The sequence below is a fragment of the Pseudomonas mandelii genome (assembly GCF_006438925.1).
In the GTDB taxonomy this organism is placed as follows: Bacteria; Pseudomonadota; Gammaproteobacteria; order Pseudomonadales; family Pseudomonadaceae; genus Aquipseudomonas; species Aquipseudomonas mandelii_C.
The window spans coordinates 386,608-411,826 of the sequence record NZ_RCZA01000002.1; the positions used below are offsets into that span (position 1 = coordinate 386,608).

Annotated in this window: 18 protein-coding genes and 1 pseudogene; 11 read left to right on the plus strand and 8 right to left on the minus strand. The window is 59.7% G+C overall.

The genetic code is table 11. The annotated features are described in order from the left end of the window. Positions 1-461 precede the first annotated feature (461 nt). Positions 462-833, plus strand: coding sequence for a DUF6124 family protein (locus tag EAH74_RS05630; RefSeq protein WP_140676877.1), 372 nt, complete (start codon positions 462-464; stop codon positions 831-833). 149 nt (positions 834-982) lie between these two features. Here the strand turns inward: EAH74_RS05630 and EAH74_RS05635 are convergent, their stop codons facing one another. Then, positions 983-1,342: a PilZ domain-containing protein gene (locus EAH74_RS05635; RefSeq protein WP_140677283.1), complete on the minus strand. Its 360-nt coding sequence runs from the start codon at positions 1,340-1,342 to the stop codon at positions 983-985. A gap of 242 nt (positions 1,343-1,584) precedes the next feature. After that, a complete protein-coding gene (locus EAH74_RS05640) occupies positions 1,585-1,971 on the minus strand; it encodes a tetratricopeptide repeat protein (protein WP_140676880.1) in 387 nt (128 codons plus the stop codon). Positions 1,972-2,128: 157 nt separating this feature from the next. Here EAH74_RS05640 and pyk point away from each other — a divergent pair, with 157 nt between their 5' ends. Next, positions 2,129-3,580, plus strand: coding sequence for a pyruvate kinase (gene pyk, locus EAH74_RS05645; RefSeq protein ID WP_140676883.1), 1,452 nt, complete (start codon positions 2,129-2,131; stop codon positions 3,578-3,580). Positions 3,581-3,771: 191 nt separating this feature from the next. On the opposite strand, the gene EAH74_RS05655 is transcribed toward pyk, so the two are convergent. From EAH74_RS05655 to EAH74_RS05665, 3 genes are read right to left on the minus strand one after another with little or no spacing between them, the layout of a single operon-like run. Continuing rightward, positions 3,772-4,521 (minus strand): enoyl-CoA hydratase-related protein, encoded by a 750-nt coding sequence (locus tag EAH74_RS05655; protein WP_140676889.1) that lies wholly within the window; start codon positions 4,519-4,521, stop codon positions 3,772-3,774. Positions 4,522-4,548: 27 nt separating this feature from the next. Continuing rightward, on the minus strand, positions 4,549-5,484 hold the full coding sequence (locus EAH74_RS05660; RefSeq protein WP_140676892.1) for an iron-sulfur-binding ferredoxin reductase: 936 nt from the start codon (positions 5,482-5,484) through the stop codon (positions 4,549-4,551). Further along, positions 5,477-6,583: a GGDEF domain-containing protein gene (locus tag EAH74_RS05665; protein WP_140676895.1), complete on the minus strand. Its 1,107-nt coding sequence runs from the start codon at positions 6,581-6,583 to the stop codon at positions 5,477-5,479. Before EAH74_RS05665 ends, EAH74_RS05660 begins: the two co-directional genes overlap by 8 nt. 447 nt (positions 6,584-7,030) lie before the next feature. On the opposite strand from EAH74_RS05665, the gene EAH74_RS05670 reads away from it, so the two are divergent. From EAH74_RS05670 to EAH74_RS05705, 8 genes and pseudogenes are all read left to right on the plus strand, one after another. Further along, positions 7,031-8,554: a fumarate hydratase gene (locus EAH74_RS05670; RefSeq protein WP_008156025.1), complete on the plus strand. Its 1,524-nt coding sequence runs from the start codon at positions 7,031-7,033 to the stop codon at positions 8,552-8,554. Positions 8,555-8,789: 235 nt separating this feature from the next. Further along, complete coding sequence (locus EAH74_RS05675) at positions 8,790-13,328, plus strand: SpvB/TcaC N-terminal domain-containing protein (protein ID WP_140676898.1); 4,539 nt, start codon at positions 8,790-8,792, stop codon at positions 13,326-13,328. Next, positions 13,325-16,162, plus strand: coding sequence for an RHS repeat domain-containing protein (locus EAH74_RS05680; RefSeq protein WP_140676901.1), 2,838 nt, complete (start codon positions 13,325-13,327; stop codon positions 16,160-16,162). Before EAH74_RS05675 ends, EAH74_RS05680 begins: the two co-directional genes overlap by 4 nt. A 36-nt stretch (positions 16,163-16,198) precedes the next feature. After that, entirely contained in the window at positions 16,199-18,007 is a 1,809-nt protein-coding gene (locus EAH74_RS05685; protein ID WP_140676904.1) for a sensor histidine kinase, read from the plus strand. Continuing rightward, positions 18,001-19,326: a sigma-54-dependent transcriptional regulator gene (locus EAH74_RS05690; protein ID WP_140676907.1), complete on the plus strand. Its 1,326-nt coding sequence runs from the start codon at positions 18,001-18,003 to the stop codon at positions 19,324-19,326. Before EAH74_RS05685 ends, EAH74_RS05690 begins: the two co-directional genes overlap by 7 nt. Before the next feature lie 266 nt (positions 19,327-19,592). Then, entirely contained in the window at positions 19,593-20,912 is a 1,320-nt protein-coding gene (locus EAH74_RS05695; RefSeq protein ID WP_140676910.1) for an MFS transporter, read from the plus strand. A 208-nt stretch (positions 20,913-21,120) separates the two neighbouring features. Further along, positions 21,121-21,315: pseudogene (locus EAH74_RS05700) on the plus strand (hypothetical protein); the annotation flags it as partial. Positions 21,316-21,401: 86 nt separating this feature from the next. Next, positions 21,402-22,031, plus strand: coding sequence for a flavin reductase family protein (locus tag EAH74_RS05705; RefSeq protein WP_140676916.1), 630 nt, complete (start codon positions 21,402-21,404; stop codon positions 22,029-22,031). Here EAH74_RS05705 and EAH74_RS05710 read toward each other — a convergent pair whose 3' ends face one another. After that, positions 22,032-22,262, minus strand: coding sequence for a hypothetical protein (locus EAH74_RS05710; protein WP_123368237.1), 231 nt, complete (start codon positions 22,260-22,262; stop codon positions 22,032-22,034). It abuts the gene before it with no gap. A gap of 41 nt (positions 22,263-22,303) precedes the next feature. Then, positions 22,304-22,657, minus strand: a complete 354-nt coding sequence (locus EAH74_RS05715) for a putative quinol monooxygenase (RefSeq protein ID WP_123368238.1) — start codon at positions 22,655-22,657, stop codon at positions 22,304-22,306. Between the two features lie 428 nt (positions 22,658-23,085). Between EAH74_RS05715 and EAH74_RS05725 the strand changes: the two genes are divergently transcribed. Further along, positions 23,086-24,015 (plus strand): AraC family transcriptional regulator, encoded by a 930-nt coding sequence (locus EAH74_RS05725; RefSeq protein WP_140676922.1) that lies wholly within the window; start codon positions 23,086-23,088, stop codon positions 24,013-24,015. Positions 24,016-24,163: 148 nt separating this feature from the next. On the opposite strand, the gene EAH74_RS05730 is transcribed toward EAH74_RS05725, so the two are convergent. Beyond that, on the minus strand, positions 24,164-25,219 hold the full coding sequence (locus tag EAH74_RS05730) for an ABC transporter ATP-binding protein (protein ID WP_140676924.1): 1,056 nt from the start codon (positions 25,217-25,219) through the stop codon (positions 24,164-24,166).

Consider the following 25,219-nt stretch of genomic DNA (forward strand, 5'->3'; position numbering starts at 1 on the left):
TATTACCGTTCTGGGGTGGTTTTTACTTCTCGTAAAATTGTTTTAGGCTGTTTCCCTATGCCACAACACCTGTCAAATATGACAGTCCAGACGAACGGTCACCCTACACCCCGCCACTTTCTCCAATGTTTTCAACGCCTCAGTCCGCGGCTACAGCGTCTTGCGCATTTGCCTACAGATCCGCCAGAATCCGCCGGCTTGTGCGCCTTGGTATTGCCCCGTAACTTGATCCGCGTCGCTGCCAATCAGCGATCGGGTTTAGTCGCCCGGTGGGTATATGTAGGTGCATAAGCATCATCAAGTCGGGTATTCCCTATCCCCGCACTCGATGGTGGCTGTGCGCAGGGCGCCCTCGGGCGCGCCGGTAATTCGTATGCCTCCCGGTCGACTAACCTGCGTACAGCCGCCACCCTCTCGTTTAGTCGCGAATCGGTGGTAGCCCTAATAGAGGCAATACGACCATGTTCAAAGCCACACCCAATCCCCCCGAAACCGACCCGGTTTCCCCCTACGCCACCCTCGATTCAAAAAAGCTCCACGCCGCCGCCGACAAGGCGCTGGACCATTACCTCAAACCCGACATCAACCACCTCCGTTCATCCCAGGACCGTGCCATGAAAATGTTCACCGTTGTCCCCGATGCCAATCCCGAAGCCTTGACCATCGAAACCTACGAGACCTTTTCGACCGTCAGCATTCTGCTGCTCGACCTGGCCGAAAGCCTGGACGACAAGCCGCGACATCTGGCGATGGCGATTTATCAGTTGAGTGAGTTGGGGTTGATGCTGGTAGAGAGGTCGCTGGCTAACGAGCCAGCGATCAAGACGACCTAAACCCCTGTAGCAGCTGGTGCAGCCTGCGTTCGGCTGCGCAGCAGTCGTAAACCCGAGATGCACGGTCTACCTGATCACCGCGAGCTTTGATTTTACGACTGCTGCGCAGCCGAACGCAGGCTGCGCCAGCTGCTACAGGTTGTGGGCGTTCAGGCAGAGGCAGGCAACGGCTGAAAACTGAAGTATTGCTTCAAGGCGCTGATCAGTTGCCCATACTCCGGCGGTGCCCGTTGCAGGCTGAACCCGGCGTCATAGTGGTGAGGGGTCGTGTCTTCATGGCACCACAGGCAACACGCCTGAAGATCAATGACCTGCATGCAGCCATCGCTGGCGGGGATTTTCAGGCGCAAATCGAAATCGGCGCCGATCATCATCGGCAACTGACTGATCAGCATCAGCCCGTCTTCGGACACGTTGCCCAGAAAGCCGATGGGTTTGTCGGTGACGCTGTTGAACACTCTTAGAAAATACGGCAGTTGATGCCGCTCGATCCGGCGGTCAGTAAACATGCGCAAATGGCCCAGCAAGGCTCTTAAGCAGAGCCGCACTAATGCTTCGGAACGGGCCTGCTTCTTTTTATACAGAGGCATGGGCGCGCTCTCCCCGATCCCGGTGCGACAGTCCATAAAGCCGCTGCCGCTTACTCCTGCCGATCACAGGTGTTGCGTCGATCAGAGGCAAGGCTCTAAACCGATCTATTCGACTATAGCTCACCACCGCCGGTGAGCCAGCCTTTGAACAACTACAACCATCAGAACTGCGTCGGGCGCACGACCGCAGCAGCACTGCGTAGCGGATAGTGGCCCAGCGACTGCAAGGTTTCCAGGCGGGCGCGGGCGCGGTAGGCGTATTCACTTTGCGGGTACGAGGCGATGATGAACTGGTAGGTTTGTGCCGCATCGACAAACAGTTTCTGCCGCTCCAGGCACAACCCGCGCAACATCGACACTTCCGGCCACACATAAGGCCTAGCTCGACTGGCGCGTTCGACTTTGGACAGTTCGAGCGTCACCTGCTCGCAATTGCCGCGGTCGTAGGCGCTGTAGGCGTTATTCAAATGATGGTTCATCGACCAACGGGTGCAGCCCGTGACGCTGAGGGCACTGATGGCAAGGGCGGCAATGAGCACGAATCGCATGGGGGTTCTCCTGTCTTGAGCTCTGTATCGACCCGTGAGCAGAAATCTTCAGGATTGTTCGGTTAAAGATATAAACGAATAAGTAGTGCAAACGAACAATGACTACAACTTCGGACCATAGTAGCCTCACTCAGCGCTTGAACTCAGGAGTCTATGCATGTCCGTCCGTCGCACCAAAATCGTCGCTACCCTTGGCCCGGCCAGTAACTCGCCGGAAGTTCTCGAACAGCTGATTCTGGCTGGCCTGGACGTCGCCCGCCTGAACTTCTCCCACGGCACCCCCGACGAGCACAAGGCTCGCGCGAAGCTGGTGCGTGACCTCGCTGCCAAGCACGGCCGCTTCGTCGCCCTGCTGGGTGACCTGCAAGGCCCGAAAATCCGTATCGCCAAATTCACCAACAAGAAGATCGAGCTGAAGATCGGTGATCAATTCACCTTCTCCACCAGCCATCCTCTGACCGAAGGCACCCAGACCATCGTCGGCATCGACTACCCGGATCTGGTCAAGGACTGCGGCGTAGGCGACGAGCTGCTGCTCGACGACGGCCGCGTAGTGATGCGCGTTGATACCGCCAATGCCACCGAGCTGAATTGCACCGTGCTGATCGGCGGCCCGCTGTCTGACCACAAAGGCATCAACCGTCGCGGTGGCGGCCTGACCGCTCCGGCCCTGACTGAAAAAGACAAGGCCGACATCAAGCTCGCTGCCGAGATGCAGGTCGACTACCTCGCCGTGTCCTTCCCGCGTGACGCTGCCGACATGGAATACGCCCGTCAACTGCGCGACGAAGCCGGCGGTACTGCCTGGCTGGTGGCGAAGATCGAACGCGCCGAAGCCGTGGCCGACGACGAAACCCTCGACGCGCTGATCAATGCATCCGACGCCGTCATGGTTGCCCGTGGTGACCTGGGTGTGGAAATCGGCGACGCCGAGCTGGTGGGCATTCAGAAGAAAATCATTCTGCACGCACGCCGCCACAACAAGGCTGTGATCGTCGCGACCCAGATGATGGAGTCGATGATCCAGAACCCGATGCCGACCCGCGCCGAAGTGTCCGACGTGGCCAACGCCGTGCTCGACTACACCGACGCCGTGATGCTCTCGGCTGAAAGTGCTGCCGGTCTGTACCCGCTGGAAGCGGTGCAAGCCATGGCGCGCATCTGCATCGGCGCTGAAAAGCACCCGACCAGCAAGACCTCCAGCCACCGCATCGGCAAGGTCTTCGAAAGCTGCGACCAGAGCATCGCGTTGGCGGCCATGTACACCGCCAACCACTTCCCGGGCGTAAAGGCGATCATCGCCCTGACCGAAAGTGGCTACACGCCGTTGATCATGTCGCGCATCCGTTCTTCGGTGCCGATCTACGCGTTCTCCCCGCACCGCGAAACCCAGGCCCGCGCGGCCATGTTCCGTGGCGTCTACACCGTACCGTTCGACCCGGCATCGCTGCCGCCTGAGCAAGTCAGCCAGGCCGCGATCGACGAGTTGCTCAAGCGCGGCGTAGTCGAGAAAGGCGACTGGGTCATCCTGACCAAGGGCGACAGCTACCACACCATCGGCGGCACCAACGGGATGAAAATCCTGCACGTTGGCGACAAGATGGTCTGAGTGACCGGTTGCTGAAAAACAAAAGCCCCGCCATGTGAATGGCGGGGCTTTTTGGTTTCTGATCCGGAAGATGTGTTGCCTGGGCTGGCCTCATCGCGAGCAGGCTCGCTCCCACAGGGGTTTTGTGTACGCCACAGATCCAATGTGGGAGCGAGCCTGCTCGCGAAGGGGCCCGCCCAGTCACCGCAGAATCAATGGCGTTTGATAAACCCGGTCAACGCCGCAATCGCTTCCGGCGAGCGCAGCCGTTGGGTGAACTGTGCGCTCTCTTCTTCTATGGCCTTGCGCAGTTGTTCGCGGTCCGGGGCTTTCATCAATTGCTTGCTGATACGCACCGCTTCCGGTGGCAGCGACTCGAAACGCAACGCCATCTCCCGTGCCTTGGCCAGTGCCTCTTCGCCACTGCCCAAGGCTTCGGTCGCAATGCCCCACTGCGCGGCTTGTTCACCGCTGAAACCTTCGCCCAGCAGCAACAACTCGGCGGCTTTGGCCTGCCCGAGCAGTCGCGGCAGGATCAGGCTGGAACCGAACTCCGGGCAGAGACCGAGATTCACGAACGGCATGCGAAGGCGCGCATCGCGGCTGACATACACCAGATCGCAATGCAGCAGCATCGTCGTGCCAATGCCCACCGCCGCGCCGGCCACGGCGGCGATCACCGGTTTGCGGCATTCGAGCAGGGTGAGCATGAACTGAAACACCGGGCTGTCGAGGTTGCTCGGCGGTTGCTGGATGAAGTCGGCGATGTCGTTGCCAGCGGTGAAGCACTCGGTAGTGCCGGTGATCAGCACGGCTTTGATTTCCGGGTCGGAATCCGCCAGTTTCAGCGCTTCGGCCAAGTGGCTGTACATGGCGCGGGTCAGGGCGTTTTTCTTGTCGGGGCGGTTGAGGCGCAGGGTCAGCAGGCCGCGCTCACGTTCAAATTGGATGGCATCGCTCATGGTCGGTCTCGCATCGAAAATCAGCGCTCAACCGCGGAGAACAAAGACGTCCGCCAGCAGTTGATTGCGCGGCAATCCCGCCAGATACAAGCGCCGGGCAAAGGCGTCGACGCTGTCAGGGGCCCCGCAGAGTAAGGCCAGGGTTTGCCGTGAAACAAGCCGCAGTTGTGCCAAAGCCTCTGGCAACTCGGCCGCTGTCCACAGCTCAATGCTCAGGTTCGGGCGGCTGGCGGCCATGGCCTGCAGGGGTTTGGCCAGGTAATGCGCCTCGGCATCATGGGCCAGGTGAATGACGCGAATGGCACCTTGGTGATCTTGCCGAAGCGCTTCACGCAAGATACCGAACAACGGCCCCAAACCCGTGCCGGCGGCCATCAGCCAAAGCGGTCGGGTGTTCCAGTCCGGGTCGTAATGCAAGGCCCCGCCGCGCAACTCGCCGAGGCGGATCGAATCGCCGATTTTCAACTGACGGGCCGCGTCGCTGAATTCCCCCGGCTGACGACAATCAAGATGGAACTCCAGAAAACGGTCTTCTTCCGGCAGGCTGGCCAATGAATACGGCCGCGCCACGTTACCCGCCCACAACACCAGATGCTGCCCGGCGCTGTAGCGCAAAGGGCTCTGAGCGGTCAGGCGCAAACGCAACACGCTGGCGCTTAACCAATCGACAGCCGCCACCTCGGCCGGGCGGCCATCCTGCTGCGGATCGAAGGTGTGCACCTGCAAGTCCTCGACCACCTGACACTGACACGCCAGGCGCCAGCCTTGCTGACGTTGGTCTGCGCTCAGGGCGTCGGGACGGCTGTCACTCGGCAGCCCTTGTACACATTGCACCAGACAGGCATGGCAACTGCCGGCGCGACAGCTGTAGGGCACCGATACGCCGTTCTGATTCAACGCATCGAGCAGGTTGCTGCCCGCCGCCACCGACCATTGGCGTTCGCCGACCCGTAACTCAGGCATCGACGTTCTCCCACGCGGCCGCGCAACGATTGCGGCCGTCACGCTTGGCGCGATAAAGCGCCTGATCGGCGCGCTGCAAGGCTTCATCGAGATCGTCGCCCAGTTCGAGCAACGTCATGCCCGCCGACAAGCTGATATGGGCGACGTTGAGTCCGATCAGTTCTACATCGGTGAACGCAATGCGCAGCCGCTCGCAACAGGAGGTCAAGCGCTCGGCGTTGCAATCGGGCAACAGCACGACGAATTCTTCGCCACCGTAACGGGCCAGAACATCGCCATCGCGCAAGCAGGCGGTGGCCACGGCGGCAAAGGCTTGCAGCACCTGATCGCCGGCGGCGTGGCCGTGTACATCGTTGATCCGTTTGAAGTGATCGAGGTCGATCAGCGCCAGGCCATGCACGACATCGGCCCCCATGGCTTTGAGCTCGCGGGAGGCCAGGCGCAGGAAATGCCGGCGATTGAACAGCCCGGTCAGTTCGTCAGTGGCCACCAGGTCTTCGAGCTGGCGCATCATCCCGCGCAGGGTGTCCTGATGCGCCTGCAAGGCAAATCGGCGCTGACGCATGCGTTGACGGGAGGCCTGGACGTGACGGGCATAAAGCTCCAGCCAGACCAACACGATGAGCAGCACGCACACCTGCAACGCGGCCAGTGCCGGGTCGGGTAACTGGAAGTGGTAGCCCTCCCACAGCGTGATCGCGCTGAAACTGACAAACACCAACAGCGCGCACCGCAAAAAGGCCAGGCGCGAAAGATGGAACAACCCGAACAGCAGAATCAGCACGTAGAACACCAGGAACGCGCCGCGTGCCTCGTCCAGATGGGCGATCAGCCAGGTTTGCCAACCCAGCCCCAGCAACACTTGCGCTTCCGTCAGGCTGGGGTCGGAAAAACGCAGGTTGCAGCCGCTGTAAAACACCGCAAACAACGCGGCCTGGCTGATAACCACCAGCGCACTGCCGATGGCCACGCTGGACAGGGGTTCATCGTAATGACCGGTGAAAAACGCCAGCCACAACAGCAACAAAGCCAGGGCGTAGGTGCCGGCTGCGAGGGCAAAGCGTTTGAGCAACAAGCGTTGGATGGCGTTATGGGTCAATCGTTGACTCACCGTGCGAAGGGAGGCTGCTTGAGTGTCCTACTCTACAGACCGAATGCCACTTTAGTAGCGTGCCTGATAAATGACCATTCAATTTTCGGGGCAGAAAACTGGCGTCAGAACGCTGACTGATTTCCATTGTAGGAGCTGTCGAGTGAAACGAGGCTGCGATCTTTTGACTTTGCTTTTTAAAGACAAGATCAAAAGATCGCAGCCTCGTTTCACTCGACAGCTCCTACACAGCTCCTACAGGGATTGTGTTCGATATGCGACCAACGATTGACTACCGGCGGGTGTACCCGGAACCGAGGCGCGGTATACTGCCGCGCCTTTTTAGCGTCGCGCCAGCTGCCCCGGCGTGCCTTGTAAAGGTGCTTGCAACCGACCGATGCACCCAAGCTGCAAGCACCTTATTGAATGTTCCCGTCTTTTAGAGGAGCGCGACTCATGACCGTGATCAAGCAAGACGACCTGATTCAGAGCGTTGCCGACGCCCTGCAGTTCATTTCCTATTACCACCCCGTTGACTTCATCCAGGCGATGCACGAAGCCTACCTGCGCGAAGAATCGCCAGCGGCCCGTGACTCCATGGCGCAAATCCTGATCAACTCGCGGATGTGCGCCACTGGCCACCGCCCGATCTGCCAGGACACCGGCATCGTTACCGTCTTCGTTCGCGTGGGCATGGACGTACGTTGGGATGGCGCCACCATGGGCCTGGACGACATGATCAACGAAGGCGTGCGCCGGGCTTACAACCTGCCGGAAAACGTCCTGCGTGCCTCGATCCTCGCCGACCCGGCGGGCGCTCGTAAAAACACCAAGGACAACACCCCGGCCGTTATCCACTATTCCATCGTTCCGGGTAACACCGTGGAAGTGGACGTGGCGGCCAAGGGCGGCGGTTCCGAGAACAAGTCGAAAATGGCCATGCTCAACCCGTCCGACTCGATCGTCGACTGGGTGTTGAAAACCGTTCCGGAAATGGGTGCCGGCTGGTGCCCACCGGGCATGCTCGGCATCGGCATCGGCGGCACCGCCGAGAAAGCCGCCGTGATGGCCAAGGAAGTGTTGATGGAATCCATCGACATCCACGAGCTGAAAAAGCGCGGCCCGTCCAACCGTATCGAAGAGATGCGCCTGGAGCTGTTCGAGAAGGTCAACCAACTGGGCATCGGCGCTCAGGGCCTGGGTGGCCTGACCACCGTGCTCGACGTGAAGATCATGGATTACCCGACCCACGCCGCGTCGTTGCCGGTCTGCATGATCCCCAACTGCGCCGCCACCCGTCACGCCCACTTTGTGCTCGACGGTTCCGGCCCGGCCTCGCTGGAAGCGCCACCGCTGGACGCCTACCCGGAAATCGTCTGGGAAGCCGGCCCGTCGGCCCGTCGCGTCAACCTCGACACCCTGACCCCGGAAGACGTGCAGAGCTGGAAGCCGGGCGAAACCGTCCTGCTCAACGGCAAGATGCTCACCGGTCGCGACGCCGCGCACAAGCGCATGGTCGAGATGCTGAACAAGGGTGAAACCCTGCCGGTGGACCTCAAGGGTCGCTTCATCTACTACGTCGGCCCGGTTGATCCGGTGCGCGAAGAAGTGGTTGGCCCTGCCGGCCCGACCACGGCCACGCGGATGGACAAGTTCACCCGTCAGATCCTCGAGCAAACCGGCCTGCTGGGCATGATCGGCAAATCCGAGCGCGGCCCGACCGCGATCGAAGCGATCAAGGACCACAAAGCCGTTTACCTGATGGCCGTCGGCGGCGCGGCTTACCTGGTGGCACAAGCCATCAAGAAATCCCGCGTGGTGGCGTTCGCCGAACTGGGCATGGAAGCGATCTACGAGTTCGACGTCAAAGACATGCCTGTGACGGTTGCAGTCGACAGCAAGGGTGAGTCGGTCCACATCACCGGTCCTGCCATCTGGCAGAAAAAGATCAGTGAAAGCCTGGCGGTAGAAGTGCAGTAAACGCTTCAGCCTGCCAATACGGCCGGGTCGTCTTTTAGATGACCCGGCCGTTTTTTTTGGCATCGCTTTTACCATTCGCGATAAAGCGTCGTGTCGTCCATCTTATTCGGTCTAAAAATACCGGCCTTACCTGTCACATCTGACAGGTCACGCAGCACCTTGATCTTGTTAGCGTTGCTTCATCACGCAACTCCGTTGCTACGGGAGAGCGCAAAGCCTACACAGGATCAGCCCAATGGAAGAGCAAGCCTCCCTGAGCATTACTGAACCCTCCATCGCCAAGAGTGCTTCCATTGCCACGATTGGCAAAAGCTGGGGATCGGTCGGCGTAACGGGCAGTGCTTCATTCGAGTTACCGTTGCCCCTTTCCGGAGGGCGCGGTTTCGATCCCGCCATGGCGCTGGGCTATGACGGCCAGGGCGGTAACGGTCCGTTAGGCATTGGCTGGCGTTTGGGCACCAGCGCTATCACTCGCCAGACCAGCAAGGGTGTGCCCGATTACCTCGTCACCGACATCATGGTCGGCCCCGGCGGCGAGGAGTTGATGCCCGAACTGGATGACGAGGGCAAGCCCAAGTCCAGAATCGAAACGTTCTATCGCGGCCTCTCCATCGGCGAGCACAGCGTGGTGCGCTACTGGCCGCGGGTCGAGAGTTCGTTCAGCCTGATCGAGCTTTGGCAACCAGCAGAAAAAGCGCCCTTCTGGCTGGTGCATGGGGCCGACGGCAGCTTGCATGTCTACGGCAAGACCGACGCTTCGCGCCGTGCCGAACCTGTCGACCCGGCCAACCCTGAAGCGCCGCAGCGTATCGGTGTGTGGCTGCTGCTCGAAAGCATGAACCCCCATGGCGAACACATCTGTTTCGACTACAAGCCCGAAGATCAGACTCACTCCCCGGATGACTCGCACGACTATCGTGCCCAGCGTTTTCTGCACCGGGTGTATTACGGCAATGCCCTGGCCAGTGAAAATTTGTACGCCTGGACGGTGGAAAATCCGGCGAGCCTAGGTTGGCATTTCCACCTGGTGTTCGACTACGGCGAACGCACCCTCGATCTGGAAAAGAAGCCGCTCTACGGCCCGCCGTTCGATGCGCCCGGCGAGGGTTATGGTGAGTGGCAACTGCGCGGCGACCCCTTCCACAGCTACACCTATGGTTTCGAACTGGGCACCCGACGCCTGTGCCACCAGGTCTTGATGTTTCACCATTTCCCCGCAACATCAGAACAAAGACCGGCGCTGATTCGGCGATTGCTGTTGCAATACCAAACGACTCCCCTGGAGTACACCCAACTGGAAAAAGCGCACTATCAGGCGTACGACGCCAGCGGCGCCGTGGAAAATATGCCACCGGTGGAATTCGACTATTCGGGCTTCGAACTCAACAAGCAGTCGACCCCGTTCTTCCCGTTCGAAAACATGCCCGGTATCGAGGACGGCGCGCTCCATCAGTGCGTTGATTTGTTCGGTGAAGGCGTGCCGGGTTTTCTCTGTCGTTACGACCAGAGCTGGTATTACCGCGAACCCTTGCGCGCGCCGACGGGGACCGATGACATCCACTACGGCCCATGGACGGAACTGTCCCGAATTCCCGTGGCCAATCGAAATCAACCGACCTATCAGGCGTTAACCGATCTGACCGGCGACGGTCGGCTCGACTGGATCCTCGCCTCACCCGGCGTGAGCGGTTTCCATACCCTGAATCCCGATCGCAGCTGGTCAGGCTTCATTCCCTTTTCGGCGTTCCCGGTGGAGTTCTTCCACACGCTTTCACAGTCTGGCGATTTGATGGGCGACGGGCTCAGCTCGATGGCGCTGATCGGCCCGCGAAGCGTGCGCCTGTATGCCAATCGGCGTGAGGAAGGTTTCGCCCCCGGTCAGGACGTTGAGCACACACCCGACACCGACCGCCTGCCGCTGTTCAGCAACTCTCGCACCGAACTGGTGATGCTGGGCAATTTGCTCGGCAGCGACATGACCGAGCTGTGCCGCATCCGGCACAACGAAATCAAATGCTGGCCGAACCTCGGTCACGGTCGGTTCGGCGAGGGCTTTGTCATGAGTGACCTGCCCTTCGACTACGCGACATTCGATGCAGCGCGCGTGCGCATTGCCGACCTCAACGGCTCCGGCGCACCGGCACTGATTTATCTGAGGTCGGACTGTTTCGAGATCTATTTGAATCACGGCGGCAATGGTCTGGAGCAGACCCCCGTCACGGTCCCGTGGCCCGAAGGAATCCGCTACGACAACCTGTGCCAGGTCACCCTCGCCGACCTGCAAGGCCTGGGGTGCGCGAGCCTGATTTTGACCGTGCCGCACATGAAACCACGGCACTGGCGCTACGACTTCGTCAGCGCCAAGCCCTACATGCTGGTTGCCAGTAACAACAACATGGGCTGCAGCACCCAGGTGGTGTATCGCAGTTCGGCACAGGAATGGCTGGATGAAAAACCGGCGATCGACCCAGTGTGCTACCTGCCGTTCCCGGTGCCCGTGGTCAAGCAACAAAGCCAGCTCGATGAAATCACCGGCAACTGCCTGAACCAGTTTTTCCAGTATTTGCAGGGTTACTACGATGGCCGCAACCGTGAGTTTCGCGGCTTTGGCCTGCTGCGCCAGACAGACAGCGAAACTGCCGCACGTGCAGACGACATCGGTTTTACCGCCCCGGCGCTGGTCTGCACCTGGTTTCACACCGGACGGCAAATCGACCTGCCACGCGATGGCTATTTCAATCGCGATCCCGAAGCCCTTGCATTGAAATCCACGCAGTTTTGCCAATATCACCGCAACGACGCTTTCGATGAGCCGATCCCGCCGCCCGATGAAGCCACCGCCCATGAAATCGCCCGCGCCCTTGCAGGTTCAGTGTTGCGCGTGGAGACCTACGCCGCCGACGATAACTTGGCCACGGCGGTGCCGTTCGCGGTGCAGGAAAGTCGTTACAAGGTCCGCGAGCTGCGCAAAAAGGGAGACCATGACGCGTACCCGATCATGCTGCCAGCGCAGCTGGAAACAATCAGCTATCAGTACGAACGTTTCCTGGATGACCCTCTGTGCCGACATGAAATCACTTTGAGCCATGACGAGTTTGGCCTGCCCAGCCATTCCATCACCGTGAGCTATGCACGGCGAAGGACCGACACCAAGATAGAAAACCCCTTCGAAGATCCCGACGAAAGAACATGGTGGTCGGATGCCCACGACCCGGCCCAGCAATCCTATTACCTGAGCGAGTCCCGCGCCGAGTTCATTCACTTGGAGGATTTCCAAGGCTGGCGATTGGGCCTGCCCTATCTGCAACGTGGCAATGCGTTGGTCTTACCCAAGGGGCTCGTACCCGAGGGACTTATCCCTGAAGAGATATCCTTTGAAGGGTTGACCAAACTGTACAAATCACCCGAATGGGTCGCTCAGAGGCTACTGACCACGCAGTCGATCTATCGCTACCTCAAGACTGCCGATCAAACACCGCTTGCCGACGGCAAAGCCGATTTCGAGGCACTGCGGGCACCGCTGGAAATTGCCCAACTGGACAAGACAGCACTGCAAGCCTACGACACGGTGCCGTCGCTCGTTATTCGGGATGAACTGGAAAAAATCGGCTATTCGTCCATGCCTCTGGTGCTGGGGGTAGACGAGGAGGCAGACAAGGAAGAGGACAAGGAGAGAAATCTATGGTCGTCCCGGTATGGTTTTGCCAAGTACGGCGAGCTCGATAGTTTTTACAAAGTGATGGAGTACAACGAAACGCCCAGTTACGGCATCACGACAGTCCGCTACGACGCCTACTGCCTGCTGCCGAAAAGCATCACGCAGCCGGACGGGTGCGAAGCCCGTTTCGAATATGACTATCACGCGCTGCAACTCATGCGCAGCATCGATGCCAATGACAATGTCGAGGAAGCCCTTTACGAGCCGTCCGGACAACCCCTTGCCATCAGTTTTTATGGAACTGAGGACGGCAAAGAAATGGGTTTTCGCCCCCTCGACGAACACGAACGTCCTATGGACCATCGTCCGGACCCTGCCATCGAAGATCCGAAAGGCGCCCTGCAAAAAGCGGCCAGCGTATTGCGCAAGGACCTGTTCAGCTGGATGGGCGAACTCCCCGAGTCCGTCAGACAGACACCTGACTGGCTGGCCACCTGGATCGCGCAGGGTTACGTGCTACCCAGCCTGCACATTTGCGCCAGCGCCCGCCGTCGCCTGTCCCGGCTCAAATCCCTGAGCGAGCCGGAACAAGCGCTGCTCGACCTGATTCACACGGTTCCCCGCGAACCAGTGCACAGCGTCGTCCTCACCGCCGACCGCTATTGGGATGATGAGCTGCAACAAATCCAGATCGTCAAAGCCTTTGTGGATGGTTTCGCCCGGCCACTGCAGACCAAACAGTTGGTCGAGCCAGGGCAGGCTTTTGTGGTGGAAAACGGTGAGCTGGTGATTGAAGACGGCAAGCCAAAGGTCGCGCACGCCGACCCGCGCTGGCGCGTCAGCGAACGAGTGGAATACAACAACAAAGGATTGCCCGTGCGAGTGTTTCGCCCGTACTTCGCCAACGGGCACCGCTATATCAATGACCACTCCTTCCGTGAGTTCGGCCATCACGATCAGAACTTTTACGACGTGCTGGGTCGCCAGAACAAAGTCATCAATGCCAAAGGAGATGTCGCGCTCGAGATCATCCACCCCTGGTACACCACCAGCCTGGACTTTAATGACACCTACGTTGCGCCGCCTGAAAGTGAGCTGAAAGCGAGCAAACCATGACGACCGGGGTCCATTGGCGCACGCCGAACCTGGCGGTTATTGATAGTCGGGGCTTGCCGATTCGCCAGATCGAGTACTTGCGCAAGGTCGCTGCCGGCCCCGTGGAAACCCTGATCACCCGCCAGCACTACGACGCTGCCGGGCGATTGCTCGAACAATGGGATCCGCGTCTGTTTGGGCTCGTCCCGAACCTGACCACGGTCTACCGCCTGTCCGGTCAACCGCTTAAGGTCTCCTCTGTGGATGCCGGTTGGCGCTTGAGCCTGCCAGGGCTGACCGGTGAAGCACTGCAGCACTGGGATCAACGCGGCAGTCATTGGCGCACCACCTACGACGCTCTGTTGCGCCCGATTGCCATCGAGGAAAATGACGAGCCCAACGTCGAAATCTTTACCTATGCCGATGCCTCCGTCGATCCTGCTTTCAACCGGCGCGGCCAGTTGACCGAACAACTCGACCGCTCCGGCACCTTGAAGCTCGACAGCTACAGCCTGCTCGGACAACCCCTGCGCGAAACCCAAACCCTGGTCGAGGGCATCCCCTACCGCAGCAGCCGAATTTACAGCCCGCTGGGCACGGTGTTGAGCCAGACCGATGCAGGGGATCACCAGCAACAACCGCGTTACGACGTTGCCGGGCAGCTCCAGCAGGTTCAGCTGCGGATCAAAGACAGTTTGAGTTGGCAACCGGTTCTGAAAGATGCGCAGTACAACGCCGCCGGCCAGATCATCGAGCAACGCGCCGGCAATGACGTGCTCAGCACCTGGAGCTACGACCCGGTCGATGGGCGCCTGTCCACGCAACGCGCACAAAAAAACGCCGAGCCGGCGCTGCAGGATCTGGAATATTTCTACGATCGCGTCGGCAACATCACCCGCCTCGAAGACCACACCTTCCAGCCGATTCATTTCGCCAACCAGTTCGTCGACGGCCACCGCGATTTCACCTATGACTCGCTGTACCGGCTGACCAGCGCCAGCGGTTACGACGATGCCCCACCGTCGGATATTCCGGGGCGGCCCCTGCCCGGAGATCCGAACAATCGGCTCAACTACCAACAAGACTATGAGTACGATTCCGGCGGCAACCTGATCAAACTGCGTCATGTGCGGGCAGGCGCCTCACAGACCCGCGAGATGTTCATCGACCCTGCCAGCAATCGCGGTGTGCGCTGGAAAGAGGGAGATCCTGCCCCCGATTTCCCCGAGTTGTTCGACCGCCACGGCAATCTCCAGGACTTGCAGCCGGGCAAAGCCTTGCAGTGGAACAGCCTGGATCAACTGGCATCGGTCACCCTGGTCAAACGCGCCAATGGACCCGATGACGAAGAGTTCTACCGCTACAGCCAGGGCGTGCGCGTGTACAAACGTCACGAAACCCACACGCCCTCGCTGACCCACTTTCAGGAAGTGATCTACCTGCAGGGGCTGGAAATCCGCACCCGCGACAACGGCGAAAAATTGCACGTGATCACCCTGTCCGGCGGACACGGCAGCGTGCGTTGCCTGCACTGGGTCACTGGCAAACCCGCCAACATCGCCGCCGATCAATTGCGCTACAGCCTCGACGATCATTTGGGTTCCTGCGCGCTGGAGCTCGATCAACAGGCGCAGGTGATCAGCGAGGAAGGCTATTACCCGTTCGGCGCCACGGCCTGGTTCGCACGCGGAAGTGAGGTACACGTTGACTACAAAACCATCCGCTATTCGGGCAAGGAAATGGATGACAGCGGGCTGTATTACTACGGTGCGCGGTATTACGCACCATGGTTGCAGCGCTGGATCAGTGCCGATCCGGCGGGGGATGTGGATGGGCTGAATCTGTATGGGTTTGTGGGCAACAACCCGATGCTGTACGTCGACGTCATTGGCGAAACCAGAAGCAATTCTTTTAGCGAGGCAACGAGAAGATTTCAAGCGCGGGAGAACGCCGTATACGCCAGCATGCGCCAAGCCAATGCGCCTGTCCGGGCAAGACAGGCGCTGCAAAAAAATATTGAAACGCACCTGAAAATATTGGGCCTGTCGAAACGACGTGGATTGGATGCTCAGCAGCAGATTCTCAACCACCGCTCCTCCTCGGAGCACGCAGCCTCCACCACTCGCAGAACAGCGGTCCACATTGGTGGGCAGGTTTTGAGTTATGGCGTCGGGATCGGGATCGCGGCTGGCTTACAACCCCTGGCGTCTGCCGCACCCGGTGTCGGAAATGCGGCGGCCGTAGCCCTTGGATTTGCGGCGAAAAAGGGCGTCAGTTTTGCGGTGGACTACATCGCCGAACGAACAGGCGCCAGTGCTTCTGTAAAATTCAAGGGCAGCAAGCTCTCCCCGGAGAAAATCATCAATAAAGCCGAATACAAGACGATGGCGTTCATCCCCTATATCGAGAAAAAATATGAACAAATGACCCAGAACTCTACAAAAAGCCGGCTCAAGGCCGGCAAAGAAGGCACCAGTGTTGGCACCAGCGTGGCCCTGAAACTATTCACTCCGGAGGTTGCCAGCGAGGCCAGTACAGGACTGAGCATGGTGCTTGGCGGGATTGAGATTATTCATGAGGTCAGCGGCGCCGGAAACGAGCTGTCGGCAGAAAAAACCGCCAAGGCAGACACTCATCTGACCAACCTGATTGACGTGCTGAACACCCGAATGGCCGGTATTGAAGCGTCTTTCAATTCGATGGACGTTAGCGCCATGAACATCTTCAGCCTTTTTGGAGAAACGGCAGGGGACTCGGTTCAGAGCCTCGGGCAAGAGACGAGAGAAGTAATAGGTGTGCTGAAGGATACCCAAACCATGCTGCGCTCCAGATCCAGTAAATTTACCGCCGTGTAGGCGGCTGCATCTCGGGGCAGAACGATCCACGGGCCCATGTTATGGTGCCCGCCCGTTCTCATATCTGTTTTCTACAGCATGCAGCCGACTTCACGTTTCTTGCGTTTGGTGCTCTACACCCTGGTCATAGCCGCTGGCGCGATTCTCGCCGCCGGTTTGGCCATCCGCCACGCCGAACGTCAGGCGCTGGAGGAAGATGCCGCCCGCGCCAATCAGCAATTGGCGCTCTACGCCAATTCCCTGCACACCCTGATCGACCGCTACCGCGCCCTGCCCGCCGTGCTCGCGTTGGACCCCGAATTGCGCGCAGCCCTCAATGGTTCGGTATCCGCTGAACAACAGGACGCACTGAACCGTAAACTGGAAAAAATCAACGGCGCGGCGCAATCCTCGACACTCGAACTGCTGGATCACACCGGCCTCGCCGTGGCCGCCAGCAACTGGCGTTTGCCCAGCAGCTACGTCGGCCACAACTACGGCTTTCGCCCCTACTTCAGCCAGACCCGCACCCAAGGCACCGGGCGCTTTTACGCGGTGGGCGTGACCAGCGGCATTCCCGGTTACTTCCTGTCCAGCGCGGTCACCGGCGACAGCGGCCAGTTCCTCGGCGCGATGGTGGTGAAGCTCGAATTTCCGGAGCTGGAGCGCGAGTGGCGTCAGGGCAGCGACACGCTGCTGGTCAGCGATGCACGCGGGATTATCTTCATCGCCAACCAGCCGGGCTGGCGCTATCGCTCGTTGAAACCGCTGAGTGACAGCGATCACGCCGAACTCAAGGCCACCCGCCAATACGACAAACAACCGCTGACACCACTCGAGTATCAATCGGTGCGGCGCTTCGACGACAACAGTGACCTGACACGGGTCGTGGGTCCTGACGGGACGGCGAATTACCTGTGGGAATCGCTGCCGCTAAGCACTGAAGGCTGGACGTTGCACCTGCTGCGCCGCCCGCAAGTGGCGTTCGAAGACAGCCGCAACGCCGGGCTCGCAGCCGCCGGGTTGTGGCTGGCTGTGGTGTTTCTGTTGCTGTTCCTCAATCAGCGCTGGCGTCTGGCCAAGCTGCGCCAGCGCAGTCGCGAAGAGCTCGAACAACTGGTGGAAGAACGCACCCGCGACCTGCGCACCGCTCAGGACGGTCTGGTGCAGTCGGCCAAACTCGCCGCCCTCGGACAGATGTCTGCCGCGCTGGCCCATGAAATCAACCAGCCACTGACCGCCCAGCGCATGCAGCTTGCTACTCTGAGGCTGCTGCTCGATCACGGTCGGGTCGACGACGCTTACAAGGCGCTCAAACCGGTGGATGACATGCTGACGCGCATGGCCGCCCTCACCGGCCACCTGAAAACCTTCGCCCGCAAAAGCCCCAGCGGTCTGCGCGAACGACTGGATTTGGCGGCGGTGGTCGACCAATCATTGCAGCTGCTCGACACGAGGTTGCGCGATGAACAGGTCAGCACGGTGCTGCACCTGACGCGCCCGGCGTGGGTGCGTGGCGATGCGATTCGCCTGGAACAGGTGCTGATCAATTTGCTGCGCAATGCCCTGGACGCCATGCAGGACAAACCCTGCAAACGCCTGGAAATCCGTCTCGAAGCCGACGAACAACTCTGGCGCCTGACGGTCGCCGACAACGGTGGCGGCATTGCCGAAGAAAACTTGGCCAACGTGTTTGATCCGTTCTTCACCACTAAACCGGTGGGTGATGGCCTGGGCCTCGGGCTGGCCGTATCCTTTGCCATCGTTCACGAATCGGGCGGACGCCTGAGCGCCGACAATCATGCAAACGGCGCGGTGTTCACCGTGACCTTGCCCATCGACCTGGAGGCACCTGGCTCATGCTGAATTCAGTGATGGTGGTCGACGACGAAAGCAGTATTCGCAGTGCCGTCGAACAATGGCTGAGCCTGTCGGGGTTCGAGGTGCAATTGTTCAGCCGCGCCGCTGAATGCCTGGCGCAGCTGCCGAAGCATTTCCCCGGGGTGATCCTCAGCGACGTGCGCATGCCGGGCATGACCGGCCTGGAACTGCTGGCCGAAGTTCAGCGGCGCGACGCCGACTTGCCGGTGATTCTGCTGACCGGTCACGGCGATGTGCCGATGGCGGTCGAAGCGATGCGCGATGGCGCCTACGACTTCCTTGAAAAACCCTTCAGCCCCGAAACCCTGCTCGGCAGTCTGCGCCGTGCGCTGGACAAGCGGCGGCTGGTGCTGGAAAACCGCGCCCTGCACGAGCAGGCGGACAACCGCGCCAAACTCGATGCGACGTTGCTGGGCGTGTCCCGTGGCTTGCAGACGCTGCGTCGGCAAGTGCTGGACCTGGCGACGCTGCCGGTCAATGTGTTGATTCGCGGTGAAACCGGCAGCGGTAAGGAATTGGTTGCCCGTTGCCTGCACGACTTCGGTCCGCGTGCCGACAAACCGTTTGTGGCATTGAACTGTGCGGCGATCCCCGAGCAGTTGTTCGAGGCCGAGCTGTTCGGCCACGAGAGCGGCGCATTCACTGGCGCCTCGGGCAAACGCATCGGCAAGCTCGAATACGCCGATGGCGGCACGCTGTTTCTCGATGAAATCGAAAGCATGCCGCTGGCCCAACAGGTGAAATTGCTGCGGGTGTTGCAGGAACAGAAGCTGGAGCGGTTAGGCTCCAATCAGAGCATCCGCGTGGATTTACGGATCATCGCCGCAACCAAACCCGATTTGCTGGACGAAGCCCGGGCCGGACGTTTTCGCGAGGACCTGGCCTATCGGTTGAACGTGGCCGAGTTGCGGCTGCCACCGTTGCGCGAGCGGCGTGAAGACATTCCGTTGTTGTTCGAGTCGTTTGCGCAAAATGCCGCCGAGCGTTTGGGGCGCACTTTTCCACCGCTGAGCGGCCCGCAGTTGAGCCACCTGCTGAGCCATGACTGGCCGGGCAATGTGCGCGAATTGGCGAACGTTGCTGAGCGACAAGTGTTGGGGCTGGGCGAGCCGGAACCGGTGGGCATCGACCCTGGGCAGTCGCTGGCGGCGCAGCAGGAAGCGTTTGAAGCGCATTGTCTGCGCGCGGCGTTGACCCGGCATAAGGGCGACGTGAAAGCGGTGTTGGAAGAGCTGCAACTGCCGCGCCGGACGTTCAATGAAAAGATGCAGCGACATGGCCTGACCCGCGAGATGTTTGTGTAATCGACCGTCAAGATCAAAAGATCGCAGCCTTCGGCAGCTCCTACATTGGGATGGTGTACACCCTGTAGGAGCTGCCGAAGGCTGCGATCTTTTGATCTTTCGGCGATTTTCCGCTCACACCAAACTCAGAATAAGCGGATTTCCGCTCACTCAAGTTTCAAAACCCCTCTAAACCGGCCCTCTTCCCGTTGGCACAGCTCCTGCTATAGCCCAAGCAGGCTGCGTTTCAACGCGCTCCACAAAAACAATTAAATGAAGGATCCGTCATGGATAACTCACAATCCCTGCCTCTTGGGTCGGCAGCTTCGCCTGCCAAAGAAAGAACCACTGCCAGTCGCATCAAATCGATCTTCAGCGGCTCAGTCGGCAACATGGTCGAGTGGTACGACTGGTACGTCTATGCCGCCTTCTCCCTGTACTTCGCCAAGGCTTTTTTCCCCAAAGGCGACACCACCGCACAACTGCTGAACACCGCCGCGATCTTCGCCGTGGGCTTCCTGATGCGCCCGATCGGTGGCTGGCTGATGGGCCTCTACGCCGACAAGGCCGGTCGCAAGAAAGCACTGATGGCTTCGGTGTATCTGATGTGTTTCGGCTCGCTGCTGATTGCCCTGAGCCCGGGTTATGAAACCATTGGCATTGGCGCACCGATCCTGCTGATTTTCGCCCGCCTGCTGCAGGGCCTGTCGGTCGGTGGCGAGTACGGCACCTCGGCAACGTACCTCAGCGAGATGGCGACCAAGGATCGTCGCGGCTTCTACTCCAGCTTCCAGTACGTGACCCTGATCTCCGGCCAGCTCATCGCGTTGGCAGTGCTGATCGTGCTGCAACAGACCCTGACCACCGAGCAGCTGTATGCCTGGGGCTGGCGCATCCCGTTCGCCATCGGCGCGCTGTGTGCCGTGGTCGCGCTGTACCTGCGTCGTGGCATGGAAGAAACCGAGTCGTTCACCAAGAAAGAGAAGGCCAAGGAAAGCGCGATGCGCACCTTGATGCGCCATCCGAAGGAACTGATGACCGTGGTCGGCCTGACCATGGGCGGCACCCTGGCGTTCTACACCTACACCACGTACATGCAGAAATACCTGGTGAACACCGTCGGCATGAGCATCTCCGACTCCACCACCATTTCCGCTGCCACGCTGTTCCTGTTCATGTGCCTGCAACCGATCATCGGCGGCTTGTCGGATAAAGTCGGTCGCCGGCCAATCCTGATTGCCTTCGGTATTCTCGGGACGCTGTTCACCGTGCCGATCCTGACCACCCTGCACACCGTACAGACCTGGTGGGGCGCGTTCTTCCTGATCATGGCGGCGCTGATCATCGTCAGCGGCTACACCTCGATCAACGCGGTGGTCAAAGCCGAACTGTTCCCGACCGAAATCCGTGCGCTGGGCGTCGGCCTGCCGTACGCGCTGACCGTGTCGATCTTCGGCGGCACCGCTGAATACATCGCACTGTGGTTCAAGAGCATCGGTATGGAAACCGGTTACTACTGGTATGTCACCGCGTGTATTGCCGTGTCGTTGCTGGTCTACGTGACCATGAAAGACACCCGCAAGCATTCGCGGATCGAGACGGACTAATTCCGCAAGCGACACAAAAAAAGGGGCAGACCTGGCAAAGGTCTGCCCCTTTTTCATTGACGCTGAAAAGAGTGCGGTCAAGACAAATAAGTGCGCCATGAACAATTTGTCACATAAGCAAAAGAGCGAATTAATCAGCGGTTAACGCCCTCCACGGACTCTCCTCGCCGATTCATTACATTGTGCAAGCGAACCTGGAGTACACACCATGAAAACCCAACTGATCCTCGCCCTGACCCTCTCTGTACTGGCCGCCAGTACCTTCGCCGCTGACGGTTACGATCGCACCGGCTCTGCCGCTTTCACCTCCGGAAGTGGCGCTGCAGTCGCCTCCGCTGGAAACGATCGCACTGACTCGGCGAAGGTCGCTTCCGACAGCGCCGATCACACCGACGCAGCCCGTACCAACTGATCTCACGCTGGAAATTACCCGTCAGCCCTTGCACTATGGCCGTCTTCGCTACGAACCGAATTCAGGAACTCCATGCCATGGCTGACGACATCCACTTCTACGAACCCGCCAACGGCCACGGCCTGCCGCATGACCCGTTCAATGCCATCGTCGGCCCACGTCCCATTGGCTGGATTTCCTCCCAGGATGCCGATGGCCGCTTGAACCTGGCGCCTTACAGTTTCTTCAACGCCTTCAACTACATTCCGCCGATCATTGGATTTTCCAGTGTCGGGCGCAAAGACAGCCTGAATAACATCGAGCGAACCGGCGAGTTCGCCTGGAACCTGGCGACCCGTCCGCTGGCCGAGCAGATGAACCAGTGCTCGGCCATGGTCGGGCCTGAGGTCAACGAGTTCGAGCTGTCCGGGCTAACCCCGGCAGCGTCGAAAATCATTCAGGTGCCACGCGTCGCCGAAAGCCCGGTGTCCTTCGAGTGCAAGGTCACGCAGATCATTCAGTTGCAGCGGGCGGACGGCGAAGTGGTGCCCAGCTGGCTGATTCTCGGCGAAGTGGTCGCCGTGCATATCGCCAAGTGGCTATTGAAGGATGGGGTGTACGACACCGCCGCCGCAGAACCGATCCTGCGCGGCGGCGGGCCAGGGGATTATTTCCAGCTGGGGCCTGAGGCGTTGTTCAAGATGTATCGCCCGGGGGCGAAAAGGTAGTTACCAGATCAGGTCGCCGTCTTCGCTGACGTCTTTGAGGCGTGTCAACTCAAGCGCGGCGGCTTCATCGGCCTCGCGGGCAGTTTTGAAGGTTTGTTCTTCGAGCAGCTTATGAAAGCGCGGCGCGCCCGAACCACCGATGGCTTTGGTGGCGATCGCGGCGTGATAACCGCCCTCGCGGGGTACTACGGCGGATACGGCTTCGAAGGTTTCAAAGGCTTTACGTGCCATGTCGCGGATCCTGGCTAACTGAGAATTGAGCCATTAAACCCTCAACCCGCCATTTTGTGTACCCACGACTGAGACTGACCGAGCGCCTGGGCGGCCGATACGTCCTTGAAGGTATGAAAATCCAGGCTATTGACCACCAGGTCTTGCACCAGCTCGGCAAAAATCTGCATGGCCGGGGTGCTGAAATAAGCGGTCATGGCCTGCTGGTTCATCCAGAAACCGGACACCAGCCACAGCTCCGGATCGCACTGCGAATGCTGCAGGGCAAAATTCAGGCAACCCGGTGCGCTGCGGGACGGCTCGATCAAGGCGCTCAGGCGCGCACCGAGTTCCGCCGAACGCCCGGCGCGGGCGCGGACAAAAGCCATATGACTGACGGGGATCTGCGTAGACATGTTCAACCCTCCCAGGTAGTCGAGTAGCAGCCGTGGGACGGGCTGCGACAGGATCCAAGGTTAAGCGCGCAGGTAGAAGCGCGGTTAGTCGATTCCTGCCGACACATTGCACAATCCTGCGAAACTTGGCTCAACACCTGTAACAACCGGTAAAACCCGTCATACCACTGTCACACGAGCTTTGTGTAGGAGCTGCCGAAGGCTGCGATCTTTTGACTTCTGTTTTCAAGATCTAGAGATCGCAGCCTCCGGCAGCTCCTACAGGGGCAGGCTTGCGTCAGCCGTTGCCCATCTGCATCACGTCATGACGGGGCGGCACACGAAGCCCGTGCAGAATCAGGCAAGGTTGAGGCAGGATGTGTCTACCGCTTCGTCTTGCACAAACTTAAGCTCGCCTCATTACTGACGCCCCACCGAGGATGCCTTGCATGTCGTCGCTCGATCACTTTAAAGCCCCGCTGGATGCCGACATGGAGAAACAGCGCGCGGAACTGGCCGCTATCATTCGCCATAACACGGCGGAGGATGGCACTTATGCGACTGCCGTCGGCTCGCTCTTCATGTCTCGCCATAGCAAGTCCCATGAGTTTGCCCCGGTACTGGCGCAACCCGCGCTGTGTATCATGGCGCAGGGCCGTAAAGAGGTCAGGCTGGCCGATGAATACTTCAATTACGATCCGCTGAATTACCTGGTGGTGTCGGTCTCGATGCCATTGAGCGGACGAGTGGTGAACGTCACGTCTGAAGAACCGATTCTCGCGGTGCGGCTGGATATCGACCCGGCGGAAATCTCCGCGCTGATTGCCGACGCCGGTCCTCTCGGTGTGCCCACCCGGCCGACGGGGCGCGGCTTGTATGTCGAACGGATCGACACCGCGATGCTCGACGCGGTGTTGCGTCTGGCACGTTTGCTGGATGCGCCGAAAGACATCGCCATGCTCGCGCCGTTGATTCGCCGGGAGATTCTGTATCGGTTGTTGCGCAGTCAGCAGGGCCATCGGCTGTACGAAATCGCTATCGCCAACAGCCAGAGCCATCGCATCAGCCAGGCGATCAAATGGCTCAACGGCAACTATGAACAGCCGTTGCGCATCGATGATCTGGCGAAGGAAGTGAACCTGAGTGTGTCGACGCTGCATCACCGGTTCAAGGCGATGACGGCGATGAGTCCGTTGCAGTATCAGAAGCAACTGCGCCTGCAAGAAGCGCGGCGATTGATGCTGGCGGAAGGGTTGGAGGCTTCGGCGGCGGGGTATCGGGTCGGGTATGAAAGCCCCTCGCAATTCAGCCGTGAGTACAGCCGATTGTTCGGGGCTCCGCCGTTAAGGGATTTGGCGCGGTTGCGGTTGTCGGTCTAGCTGAGATTTTTGTTGGTTGTGCCGGCCTCATCGCGAGCAGGCTCGCTCCCACATTGGAACTTTGGTGTTCACAAATTCTGTGTTCACAGGAGATCAACTGTGGGAGCGAGCCGGCTCCGGGCGGCGTTCCGACGATGGGGCCAGTCCGTCAGGCACTGAGTACTCGGCACGCCTCCGCCGGAAGGGTCACCGACACCGGATTGCCAATGCTCAACCCAAACCCCTGACACGGCGTACTCAACGCCGTAAACGACACCCCGGAACACTCCACGGTCGTTTCGATCGTCGCGCCAATATCACGAACAAACGTCACCTTACCCAGCAACCGATTCCCCGCCGTCGCCTGCGGATGCGACAGTTGCAGATCCTCAGGGCGAATCAGCATCTTCACTTTCTCACCCACCACGATACTGCTGCAGATCGGCACTTCCAGCGCATCGCCACCCGGCAGCCCGATCTTGCCGTTGCCCAGCGCGGTGGCCGGGAAAATATTGCCCGAGCCGATAAAGTCCGCAACAAACTCGTTGGCCGGGTGACGATAGATTTCAATCGGCGTACCCACCTGCTGCACCCGATGCTCACCCAATACCACGACGATATCCGCCATGGTCATGGCTTCACGCTGGTCGTGGGTCACCATGATGGTGGTGATGTTCAAGCGTTGTTGCAGCTGGCGGATTTCCACCTGCATCGATTCGCGCAGCTTGGCGTCGAGCGCCGACAGCGGCTCATCCAGCAGCAGGATTTTAGGCCGCGAGGCAATCGCCCGGGCAATCGCAACGCGCTGACGTTGACCACCGGAGAGTTTGGCCACCGGGCGATCAATCATCTCGCTCAGCTGAATCAGCTCGAGCAACTCCACCACCCGCGCCTGCTGATCAGCCTTGCTGACGCCACGCAGTTTCAGCGGATAGGCGATGTTCTCCCCCACTGTCATGTGCGGGAACAGCGCCAGCGATTGAAACACCATGCCGAAGTTACGTTGATGCGCAGGCGTGTGGCCGATGTCTTCACCGTCCAGGCGAATCTCGCCGCCGCTCAGGGTTTCAAGCCCTGCGATCATTCGCAGCAAGGTGGTTTTGCCGCAGCCCGACGGGCCGAGAAAACACACCAGTTTGCCCTCAGGCAAATGCAGGTTCACGTCCTTTACCGCGCAGGCCGAGCCGTAATGTTTCTCGACGTTTTCCAGAATCAGACCAGTCAT